Here is a 1,158-nt window from a genome sequence, read left to right as displayed (position 1 = left end):
AACCCTATGGCTTAATCACTTTTATATGTGGTGGTGCTATGCATCGGCCGATAGCTAAAGTCACACCCATGCAGATCGACGAGACCGACAGGTCATACATCAGGGGTCACTTCACGACGCTCAAAGAGCCCCTCATCGGCGGCATTCCGGCTCAACGTTCGCCCGTGGTGATGGAAACAGTCTCCGAGATGCTGATCGAGATCGAAAAGAACGGCATCGACGCGGTCATTCGCTACTCCCAGACACTGGATGGCTGGACCGGCACAGACCTTGAGGTCAGCAACGCCGAACTCGCCAGGATGGGCGACCAGCTCGACCAGCCCCTGCGGGAGGCCCTGGTGGCCGGCGCGGAACGAACGAGGATCTTCGCCGTTGAACAGCGTGAGCACCTCAGCGACTTTGAGGCCGAACTCATCCCGGGTGTTGTCACGGGACAGAAGTACATTCCGGTTCCTCGCGTCGGCGCATACCTGCCTGCTGGCCGGTTCCCCATTCTGGCGAGTGCTTTTATGACCGTGGGAGTTGCCAAGGCCGCCGGTGTGCCCAATGTGATCGCATGCTCCCCGCCCACGAGTCCCACCGGCGGAAACCCGGCCGTGCTGTACTCGGCATATCTCTCGGGAGCCGACAGGGTGTACACCGTGGGCGGGGTACAAGCCCTGGCCGCGATGGCCTTCGGCCTCCTCGGAGAACGACCCGTCGACATCCTGGTGGGCGCGGGCAACGCCTATGTGACCGAGGCCAAGCGTCAGCTCTTCGGACGCGTGGGCATCGACCTGCTGGCTGGGCCTTCGGAGGTGGCCGTCATCGCCGACGAAACGGCCGACCCCGAGTTGGTCGCCGCAGATCTGTTGGGGCAGGCCGAGCACGGCCCGCAGTCACCCTCCTGTCTCGTGACGACATCGCGCGAGCTCGGCGAAGCCGTGATCGCGTTCATCGAGAAGCAGCTGGAGTCTCTCTCCACGCGCGACATAGCGGGCCCTGCCTGGCGCGATTACGGATCGGTGTACCTGGTCGAAGATCGAGAAACCGCTGTCGACCTGATGGACATTCTGGCTCCCGAACACCTCGAGATTCTCACCAACGATGATGACTTCTTTCATCAAAACTTGACCAACTACGGCTCCATCTTTCTCGGGCCGTGGTCCACCGTCGCCT

General features: G+C 61.8%; 1 protein-coding gene. It reads left to right on the top strand.

Annotated features, from left to right (window positions below; all coding sequences use genetic code 11):
- Nucleotides 1–68 precede the first annotated feature (68 nt).
- On the top strand, nt 69–1,158 hold a 1,090-nt coding region (gene hisD, locus JF66_RS18680), incomplete at its 3' end, for a histidinol dehydrogenase (protein ID WP_035880369.1).

This window comes from Cryobacterium sp. MLB-32 (genome assembly GCF_000738085.1).
Taxonomy (GTDB): Bacteria; Actinomycetota; Actinomycetes; order Actinomycetales; family Microbacteriaceae; genus Cryobacterium.
This window is presented reverse-complemented; position numbering and strand designations above follow the sequence as displayed.